At 71.6% G+C, this 8,484-nt stretch carries 10 protein-coding genes; 5 read left to right on the plus strand and 5 right to left on the minus strand.

Annotated elements, in window-relative coordinates; translation table 11 throughout:
- The first annotated feature begins 114 nt into the window (after positions 1-114).
- Positions 115-549 carry a CBS domain-containing protein gene (locus tag ACH34Q_RS43610; protein WP_395989118.1) on the plus strand — a complete coding sequence of 145 codons (435 nt, stop codon included), beginning with the start codon at positions 115-117 and terminating at the stop codon, positions 547-549.
- Positions 550-700: 151 nt separating this feature from the next.
- Here ACH34Q_RS43610 and ACH34Q_RS43615 read toward each other — a convergent pair whose 3' ends face one another.
- The gene (locus tag ACH34Q_RS43615) at positions 701-1,330 is read right to left on the minus strand and encodes a class I SAM-dependent methyltransferase (RefSeq protein ID WP_395989119.1); all 630 of its coding nucleotides are present in this window, start codon (positions 1,328-1,330) and stop codon (positions 701-703) included.
- 182 nt (positions 1,331-1,512) lie between these two features.
- Here ACH34Q_RS43615 and ACH34Q_RS43620 point away from each other — a divergent pair, with 182 nt between their 5' ends.
- Complete coding sequence (locus ACH34Q_RS43620; protein WP_395989120.1) at positions 1,513-2,199, plus strand: histidine phosphatase family protein; 687 nt, start codon at positions 1,513-1,515, stop codon at positions 2,197-2,199.
- On the opposite strand, the gene ACH34Q_RS43625 is transcribed toward ACH34Q_RS43620, so the two are convergent.
- The 3 genes from ACH34Q_RS43625 to ACH34Q_RS43635 form a co-directional block, all read right to left on the minus strand.
- Positions 2,180-3,055 (minus strand): NAD(P)-dependent oxidoreductase, encoded by an 876-nt coding sequence (locus ACH34Q_RS43625; protein ID WP_395989121.1) that lies wholly within the window; start codon positions 3,053-3,055, stop codon positions 2,180-2,182. The two genes, ACH34Q_RS43620 and ACH34Q_RS43625, sit on opposite strands and share 20 nt — an antisense overlap.
- A gap of 45 nt (positions 3,056-3,100) precedes the next feature.
- On the minus strand, positions 3,101-4,288 hold the full coding sequence (locus ACH34Q_RS43630) for a phosphotransferase enzyme family protein (RefSeq protein WP_395989122.1): 1,188 nt from the start codon (positions 4,286-4,288) through the stop codon (positions 3,101-3,103).
- Positions 4,289-4,472: 184 nt separating this feature from the next.
- Entirely contained in the window at positions 4,473-4,874 is a 402-nt protein-coding gene (locus ACH34Q_RS43635; RefSeq protein WP_395989123.1) for a nitroreductase family deazaflavin-dependent oxidoreductase, read from the minus strand.
- A gap of 162 nt (positions 4,875-5,036) precedes the next feature.
- Here ACH34Q_RS43635 and paaI point away from each other — a divergent pair, with 162 nt between their 5' ends.
- Both paaI and ACH34Q_RS43645 read left to right on the plus strand, forming a co-directional pair.
- Positions 5,037-5,474 (plus strand): hydroxyphenylacetyl-CoA thioesterase PaaI, encoded by a 438-nt coding sequence (gene paaI, locus ACH34Q_RS43640; protein ID WP_395989124.1) that lies wholly within the window; start codon positions 5,037-5,039, stop codon positions 5,472-5,474.
- 204 nt (positions 5,475-5,678) lie between these two features.
- On the plus strand, positions 5,679-6,509 hold the full coding sequence (locus ACH34Q_RS43645) for an LLM class F420-dependent oxidoreductase (RefSeq protein WP_395989125.1): 831 nt from the start codon (positions 5,679-5,681) through the stop codon (positions 6,507-6,509).
- 165 nt (positions 6,510-6,674) lie between these two features.
- On the opposite strand, the gene ACH34Q_RS43650 is transcribed toward ACH34Q_RS43645, so the two are convergent.
- A complete protein-coding gene (locus ACH34Q_RS43650) occupies positions 6,675-7,604 on the minus strand; it encodes a helix-turn-helix domain-containing protein (protein ID WP_395989126.1) in 930 nt (309 codons plus the stop codon).
- A gap of 388 nt (positions 7,605-7,992) precedes the next feature.
- On the opposite strand from ACH34Q_RS43650, the gene ACH34Q_RS43655 reads away from it, so the two are divergent.
- A complete protein-coding gene (locus tag ACH34Q_RS43655; protein ID WP_395989127.1) occupies positions 7,993-8,331 on the plus strand; it encodes a hypothetical protein in 339 nt (112 codons plus the stop codon).
- The last annotated feature ends 153 nt before the right edge of the window (positions 8,332-8,484 follow it).

An 8,484-nucleotide genomic window follows, 5' to 3' on the forward strand; every position in this document is an offset into this window, starting at 1 on the left:
CGGATATGCGGGCAGGCTTTGCCGCGGGGAGCCGTTCCATGGCGCCGGTTTTGCCCGACTTGCGGCCCGTGTAGGGAATCGTGGAACTGTGCCACGGCATCGAAGGGGGAACTCATGACCACCGCACGCGACATCATGCACCCGGGGGCCGAGTGCATCGGAGCGGACGAGACGCTGCTGGACGCGTCCCGCCGAATGCGCGATCTGGACGTCGGATCGCTGCCGATCTGCGGCGAGGACGGCAAACTGCACGGCATCATCACCGACCGGGACATCGTCGTCCGCTGCTGTGCCGAGGGGCGCGATCCGGCGCAGGTGAAGGCGGGCGCCTTCGCCGACGAGGATCTGCACTGCGTGACCGCCTCCGATGACGGCGACGCGGTGGTACGGACGATGGCACGGCACCAGATCCGCCGCGTTCCGGTACTCGACGGCGAGGAACTCGTGGGCATGATCAGTGAGGCCGATCTGGCTCAGCATCTGTCCGACGACAAGCTCGCCGAGTTCGTGGAGAGCGTCTACAAGCCCACTCACGCCGCCCACACCTGAGGTTTCCGCCGGACTTTCCGGCGGGGTGAAGCCGCCGGTTCGGCGAGCGGTCCAGCGGGCCGTTCAACTCGGGCGGTTCAGTGGGGCGTTCAACTGCCGGTTCAGTGCGCGGTTCAGTGGGCCGTTCAACTCGGGCGGTTCGACTGCCGGTTCAGTGGGCGGGTTTGCGCCAGGTGATGGCGTACCGCCAGAGGGCCAGCCGCTCGTAACGTGCCCCGGGCAGAACACGCAGCGCCTCTTCCCGTACCTGGCTCCACGTCATTTCGGGGTCGACGATCGGCGCGCCCGGATCGCCCGCCCGCCGGCGGTTGCGGAGATGGTGGAACCGGTGCGCCGGCACACCGGACGCGCTCACGAGCCATTCCCGCAATGTGGCGTTGCGGGCCAGGCTGATGACGACCAGGCCGCCGCCCGGCCGCAGCGCGTCGCGCATGGCGGTGAGGGCGGCGGTGAAATCCATGTGGTGAATCGCCGCGACGCTGCACACGAAGTCGTAGCCCTCACCCGGGACGTCGAAGGCGAGCAGATCCGCCTGGACGAAGTCGACATTGTCCAGGCCCGCGCTCTTCTCGCGCGCCGTGGCGACCATCTCGGCGGACACGTCGAGCCCGGTGACGTGCGCGGCCCGGCCGGCGAGCCGCCGTACGAGCAGCCCGTCACCGCACCCCACGTCCAGGGCGTCGCGGCACCCGCGCGGTACGGCCCGCAGCACCAGGCCGTGATAGTGGGTGTTGTGGTTCCAGTAGTCGCCGGCAGGTGGTCCGGCGGTCGTACGGGCCATCGGCTCGCTCTCCCTGCTCCAGGGACACCGCGCTCAGCCGCGCGGATCGCGGCGGAGGGACACCCCGCCGGAACCCCCACCATAACGATCTTCACTCCGGGACCGGCCGTGACTTCCAAACCGGCGCGTCGGGGGCCGGCCCTGACTTCCGTACCGGTGCGTGGGCGTGCCAGCCTGTCTTCATGATCGATACGGCGGGCGCGCGGGCATGGCTGATCCGGCACGGGGAGAGCGAGTCGAACGCGGGGCTGCCCACCGCCGGCCCTGGCGCGGCCCCGCTCACCCCGCTCGGCCGCGCCCAGGCGGAACGGGCCGCCGCCGCGTTCACCGGGCCGCCCGCGCTGATCGTGAGCTCGACGTTCGTGCGCGCCCGCGAGACCGCGCGGCCCACGAGGGAGCGGTACCCGGACGTGCCGTACGAGGAGTGGCCGGTCGAGGAGTTCACCTTCCTGGGCCACCTGCACGGGCTCGGCACCACGAACGCGCAGCGCGCCCCGCATGCCATGGCCTACTGGGAACGCTGCGATCCCGCGTACGCCAGCACCGGCGGCGAGTCGTTCAAGGACGTGGTCGCCCGCACGCGCGACCTCCTCGGCCGTCTCGCGCGGCGGCCGGAGGGACTCACGGCCGTCTTCACCCACGGCATGTTCATGCGGGTGCTGATCTGGTCGCTCGCGACGGGGAGCACCGACCCGGACGCCGCCGCGATGCGGGCGTTCCGTCGCTTCCTCCAGGTCTGCGCCGTACCGAACGGCGCCGTCCTCGAACTGCGGGGGAGCGGCGGGGGACCGGAGGACTTCCAGCTCCTCGCCGGCTCCTTCACCCACCTGCCCACCGTCACCGACACCCCTACGCCGGCGGAGCCGTGAAACCGGCGAAGTAGGTGGCGGCCATGTCCTCGTCGCCGTGCCCCTGATCGATCGCCCGGCGGAAGCGCTCGCCCGCCGCGTCGGCCATGTCGACCCGGATCCCGGCCGAGCGCGCCGCCTCGCCGATCAGCCGGGTGTCCTTCTCCGCGTTGCGCAGCGCGAAGCTGGGCTCGTAGTCGCCGGTCAGGATGGCCTGCATCTTGGCCTGCACGTACGCGTTGTCCAGCGGGCCGCCGGAGACCACCTCGCCGAACAGCGCCGGATCGAGTCCGAGCCCCTCCACCAGCGCCAGCGCCTCGGCGACGATCGACGTCAGCGTGATCGCGTACCCGACCGTGGTCACCTTCAGCCGGGTGCCGTTGCCCTGCGCGCCGTCGTCGCCGACCCACAGCGTCTTCGCCCCGACCGCGCCGAACACCGGCTCGAGCGGCCCGCGCGACTCCTGGGGCCCCGCCGCCAGGATCACCAGCCTGCCCTTCTCCGCCGGCTGCTTGGTGCCCTGGACGGGCGCGTCCACGAACGTGATCCCGTGCTCGGCGGCCAGCGCGGATAGCGGACCCAGCGCGGCCACCCCGACCGTGCTCATCTGCGCCCAGATCTGGCCCGGCCGCAGCCCGGGCACCGCGTCGCGCATCGCGGCCAGGACGGCGTCGCCGTCGGTCAGCATCGTGATCACCACATCCGCACCGGCGGCCGCCTCGGCGGGGGAGCCCGCCACCACGGCCCCGTCGGCGGCGAGCGGCTCGGCCCGGGAGCGGGTCCGGTTCCAGACCCGTACCTCCAGCCCGTGCCGGAGCAGATTGCGGGCCATGGGCGCTCCCATGATCCCGGTTCCGAGCAGCGCGACAGCGGTCATGATCGGCCTTCCTGCCTTCGTGGTCGTACGGGGACGCCCGGGCGGTCAGCCGTAGGCGCTGTCGCCGGACGTCTCGTCGGATGATTCACCGTACGGCGCGGCGAACAGTTCGAGCGTGCCGTCCAGATGCTCCGACCACCAGCCGACCAGCGCCGCCGCGCCCGCGCCATCGCCCGCGCCATCGGCCGGGCCCGGGTCTGCGCCCGTGCCTTCGCCGGCGCGCGTGCCGGCGATGTAGCGGTGGCGCAGCGGGCCGACGTCGCACAGCCGCTCCCACCACGCGCGATGCACCGCCGACTGGATCTGCCCCGCGTCGAGCGGGAACGCCGCACGGTGCCCCCGGACGAAGGACCGCACCCGGTCCAGATCCAGGCCGCGCTCGTCCTCGAACGCGAACAGCGCCGCCGCGGCCCGTACCAGCTCACCGGCGACCGGCCCGGTCGTCATCGCGTCCCAGCCCAGCACCGCCGTGACGTTGCCCGCGCCGCCGTACCGCAGATGGCCCGCGTGGAACGCGCCGTGCAGATGGCCGACCGTGCTCACCTCGGTCTCCGGCGGCTGGTGATCGGCCATCCCGGTGAGCAGCGCGCGCCGTTCGAGCAGCCGCCGCTCAGTGAGCGCGGCGAAGTCGTTGCCGCCGGCGGGCAGCGCGGCGAGCATGCCGTCGAGCGCGGCCACCGCGTCGGCGGCGCGGGGCGTCGGCACCAGCAGGCTCTGCTGCACCGGCGCGGTCAGCCGGTCCATCGCCGCGTGCAGTTCGCCCAGCAGCCCGCCGAGCCGTTCGCACTGGCCGAACGTCAGCTCCAGCCCGCCGCGCCGCCGCCCGGTCGCCCACGGGTACAGCGCGTACCCGCGCCCGCCCGCCGTGACCAGCGTGCGGCCGCCGCGTACCGCCGGAACGGGCGCCAGCACGGGCAGCCCCGCCGCATCGAGAGCGGCCGTGACCGTGTGCCGGAACCGCAGGTCGCGCCGGACGTCCGCGCCGTGTTCCTTAGGACGGTGTTCTTTAGGACGGTGTTCCTTGAGGCTGTGCTCCTTGAGCCCGTTCGCCTTTGGGGCGTGCTCCTTGGGACCGTGCTCTTTGAGGAAGTGCTCCTTGAGGAAGTACGACCCGGACGCGGTGTCGACCCGCCAGCGGCCGGGCGCGATCGGAACGGGCGGCGCCGGATCCGCGATGCCCCAGCGCTTCAGCAGCCGCGGCGGCGGATCATCGTCGCCGGTGCCCGGTGGCATCGGGATCCGTGCCGGCGGTTGCGGTGACGTCGGCACCTCAGCACCTCGGTGGGCTCGAACGGTCGAACGCATGTTCACGCCGACGCTACACGCCCGGGCCCGTCCCGTGAAAGGGAACGGGCCGACGGGCACCGCCGGGCGAGCCGTCCGATGCCGACCGGGCGGGCCGTCCGGCCCGGGACGTTCAGACGCGTTCGAGCACCACGACCGGGATCTCGCGGTCGGTCTTGGTCTGGTACTCGTCGTACGAGGGCCAGGTCGCGGCCATCTTCTTCCAGAGCGCCGGCTTCTCCTCGGGCGTCGCCGTGCGGGCCCGCGCGGTGAACTTGTCGCCCAGCACCTGCACCTCGACCTTGGGGTTCGCCTGGAGGTTCTTGTACCAGACCGGGTCGTCGTCGTCCCCGCCCTTGGACGCGACGACGATGTGGTCGCCTCCGTTGCGCTGGTAGATGAGCGGGGTGGTGTACGGGTTGCCGGTGCGGTGCCCCTTGGTCGTGAGCAGCAGCGTCACGGTCCCCTGCCAGTCGTGTCCTTCGGCTCCGTCGGTCTCCTGGTAACGCTTGACGTGTTCCTGCCCGAACAGCATTCGGCTCTCCTCGCGTTCGTGTTCGTGTTCCGGTGTCCCGATCGACCACGGTGCTGATCGACACTGTGCTGATCTACCACGGTGCTGACCGACCACTGTGCTGATCAACTACGGGCACCCGAAGGATCTTCCCCCATCCGCAGCGATCAATACGCTGGTGCGATGAGCGCGGCGGACGAGGTGGCGCGGCGGTGCGCCGAGACGATGTACGGACGCGACCGGGTCGCCGGTGATCTCGGCATGGAGGTCGCCGGAATCGCGCCCGGCGAGGCCCGGGTCCGGATGGCGGTCACCGGCGCGATGGTGAACGGCCACGGGCTCGCCCACGGCGGCTACCTGTTCCTGCTGGCCGACTCGGCGTTCGCGTACGCGTGCAACACCCATGACCGCGTCACGGTCGCGGCGGCCGCGGACATCGTCTTCACGGCGCCCGCGTACGACGGGGACCTCCTGGAGGCCGTGGCCACCGAGCGCACCCGCTTCGGGCGCGGCGGCGTGTACGACGTGACCGTGCGGCGGGTCTCCGACGGCGCCGTCATCGCCGAGTTCCGCGGTACGAGCCGCAGCCGCGACGAGCGCGTCCTTGGGAATGGTGGGTAGGGACACGGGAGTTGTCCCGGGGACGCGTACTCGATCATGGGGCACGCGTACTCGATCAACAGGGACGTGTTCTCGGCTGGGAGGGACGCGTACTCGGTCAGCAGGGACGCGTTCGCGACCGGGACGGACGCGTACTCCAAACAAGACAGATGCGTACTCCACCAGAAGAGACGCGTACTCGACCAGGAGAGATGAGGGCAGGGCATGGAGATCGGCCGGCTGGGAGTGTGGAGCAGCGAGCTGCGTTCGGGGGACCCGGCGCGCAACCAGGAGGCGGCGGCGGAGCTGGAGGAGCTCGGGTACGGCGCCGCGTGGCTGGGCGGCAATCCCGGCACACGGCACGCGCAGCGGCTGCTGGCGGCGACGTCGCGGCTGGTCGTGGCCACGGGCATCCTCAGCATCTGGGACTACGAGCCCGAGACGGTGGCCGAGCAGGAGGCCGCGCTGGCCAAGGAGTATCCGGGCAGGTTCGTGCTGGGGCTCGGCGCCAGCCACGGGGCGCTGGTCGGCGAGCGCTACGCCCGCCCGTACAGCGCGATGATCGACTACCTGGACCGCCTGGACGCGGCCGGCTCCCCGCCGGAACGCCGCGTCCTGGCCGCGCTGGGGCCGAAGATGCTGGCGGCGTCGCGTGACCGCGCCGCGGGCGCCCACCCGTACCTCATCACGCCCGAGCACACCCGCCGCGCCCGCGAGGTCCTCGGCGCGGGTCCGCTGCTGGCCCCCGAGGTCAAGGTCGTGATCGGCGACGCCGACCGTGCCCGCACGCTGGCGCGCGGGCATCTGGACATGTACCTGCGGCTGCCCAACTACACGGAGAACCTGCGCCGGCTGGGCTTCGGCGACGACGACCTGACCGGCGGCGGGAGCGACCGCCTCATCGACGCGATGTTCGCGTGGGGCGACGTGGACGCCATCGGGCGCCGCCTGGCCGAGCAGTTCGACGCCGGCGCCGACCATCTGGCGATCCAGGTGATCACGGGCCGCAACGAGATTCCGCTGCCCGAATGGCGGGAGCTCGCCCCACTGACCTGATCTACACCAGATTGGTCTGATTCGTACCGGGCGCCGTGGTCCAGGCGTGGGGCCACGGCGACCGTACGGACACCGAGCGTGACCGACTCTGACACGCCGAAACGGCGTGGCCGGATGCGGCTGTCAAGGCGGCCGTGCCGTCCCTGGAGCCGATCCGGCCCGCTTCTAGAGCTGGTCCAGCATCCTGTGCAGGAAGTTCACCGTGTCATCGGGCCGGGTGGCGGCGATGCACAGGTTGTTCATGGCCCGCATATAAGTGTCGACATCGGTGGGCTTGTCCAGATAGAGCGCGCTGGTGAGCTGCTCCAGGAAGACCACGTCCGACAGACCGGGCTCGGCGAACCGCAGGATCGTGAACGGGCCGCCGGCGGCGGCGTGGTCGAGGGCACCGAACGGCACGATCTGCAGCGTGACGTTGGGCAGCGCGGTCATCTCGATCAGATGGTGGATCTGCTCCCGCATCACCGCGCGGCCGCCCAGCGGCCGGCGCAGCACCGCCTCGTCCAGGACCGCCCACAGTGTGGGGGCGATGCCGGGCTCGGTGAACCGCTCCTGGCGCGTCATCCGCAGCCCCACCCGGCGCTGCATCTCCTCGTCGGAGGCGTCGCCGTACCCCAGGCGCACCACCGCCCGCGCGTAGTCCTCGGTCTGCATCAGGCCGGGGATGAACTGCACCTCGTAGGTACGCAGCAGCGACGCGGCGCCCTCCAGCCCGAGGTAGGTCTCGAACCAGCCCGGCAGCACGTCGCCGTAGCGGTGCCACCAGCCGGGGGTGTTGGCCTCCTTGGCCAGCTGCAGCAGCGAGTCGCGCTCTTCGGGGTCGTCCACGCCGTAGAGCGTCAGCAGGTCGGAGACGTCGCGCTCCTTGAACCCGACCCGGCCGAGCTCCATCCGGCTGATCTTGGAATGCGAGCCGCGGATCTCGTACCCGGCCTGCTCGGTGGACATCCCGCGCGCCTCGCGGAGCCGGCGCAGGTGCGCTCCGAGCAGGATGCGCAGAACGGTCGGCCCGCCACGGTGCGGGTAGTCGATGAGCCGGCCACCGGCCGATCCGCTCTCGGCCGTTGGCTTCTGTGCAGCGGAATCCTGGGGCAAGGGGTCACCAGCCAGTCGACGAAACCGTTCACAGGGCGGAACGGCACTGCATCATGCTAGAGGATCAGAGCCCATATTTGGGAAGTGTGAAATCTCCGCTCTCGGCATGGGCGGGTGGTCATGGTAAAGGCGGCCGGTCACGCCTGGTCACCTGGGACGCGGGCTACTCCGGCAGTGTACGGGGGCGGACGTGACCGTGCAGGTAGTTCGCCGTACAACGGTGTTCGGGGCACTCAGAGTGACGGGTGACGAAGCTCTCGCCCGTTCCTGCAAACGTCCGGAACGGTGATGAAGTCTTTATATACGGAGGACGCCGTACGGCCCCGCGGCCTCCGCGCGGACCCGTACGGCGACCATTCGGTGAACAATCCGTTGAGCTGGGGGAACCATGCAATCGATCATTCATGAACGGCCGGACGTCCAATTCCTGACCTCCGGTCCCGTCACCGAGACCGAGCGGGCCGCCGCCGAGCGCGCCCTGCTCGGCGCCCTCGGCGGCGCTCGAGGCGGCGCCCACGCCGGTCGCCGGGGAGGCGTGACCTCGGCCCGCCTCACCCTGAGCGTCGTGGCCGATGCCACCCTGCCCCGCCCGGCCTTGGCGCAGGCCGTCGTCGAGTTCGACGGCCGCAAGCTCCGCGCCCAGGCCGCGGCCCCCACCCTGACCGAGGCCATCGACCTGCTGGGCACCCGCCTCTCCCTCCGCGCCACCCACGTCCTGGTGGACTGAGGCAGGCGGACCGAGCTGGCCTGAGGGCCGTGGGGGGGGGGGTGGGGGGCGCCCCCCCCAGCGGGGGGTGAAGGGGGGCGGAGCCCTCCTTCCAAGGGGTGGGCGCCTCCGGAGCGAGCGCCGGCGAGCGCAGGAGGTGCGCGCCCCGCCTGG

Source organism: Actinomadura sp. 9N407, assembly GCF_044326315.1.
Classification (GTDB): Bacteria; Actinomycetota; Actinomycetes; order Streptosporangiales; family Streptosporangiaceae; genus Spirillospora.

What these genes read in the sequence shown, in the direction of transcription:
- ACH34Q_RS43610 (WP_395989118.1), top strand. Translation starts at nt 115, where the DNA reads ATGACCACCGCACGCGACATCATGCACCCGGGGGCCGAGTGCATCGGA.
- ACH34Q_RS43615 (WP_395989119.1), bottom strand. Translation starts at nt 1,330, where the DNA reads ATGGCCCGTACGACCGCCGGACCACCTGCCGGCGACTACTGGAACCAC.
- ACH34Q_RS43620 (WP_395989120.1), top strand. Translation starts at nt 1,513, where the DNA reads ATGATCGATACGGCGGGCGCGCGGGCATGGCTGATCCGGCACGGGGAG.
- ACH34Q_RS43625 (WP_395989121.1), bottom strand. Translation starts at nt 3,055, where the DNA reads ATGACCGCTGTCGCGCTGCTCGGAACCGGGATCATGGGAGCGCCCATG.
- ACH34Q_RS43630 (WP_395989122.1), bottom strand. Translation starts at nt 4,288, where the DNA reads ATGCCACCGGGCACCGGCGACGATGATCCGCCGCCGCGGCTGCTGAAG.
- ACH34Q_RS43635 (WP_395989123.1), bottom strand. Translation starts at nt 4,874, where the DNA reads ATGCTGTTCGGGCAGGAACACGTCAAGCGTTACCAGGAGACCGACGGA.
- paaI (WP_395989124.1), top strand. Translation starts at nt 5,037, where the DNA reads ATGAGCGCGGCGGACGAGGTGGCGCGGCGGTGCGCCGAGACGATGTAC.
- ACH34Q_RS43645 (WP_395989125.1), top strand. Translation starts at nt 5,679, where the DNA reads ATGGAGATCGGCCGGCTGGGAGTGTGGAGCAGCGAGCTGCGTTCGGGG.
- ACH34Q_RS43655 (WP_395989127.1), top strand. Translation starts at nt 7,993, where the DNA reads ATGCAATCGATCATTCATGAACGGCCGGACGTCCAATTCCTGACCTCC.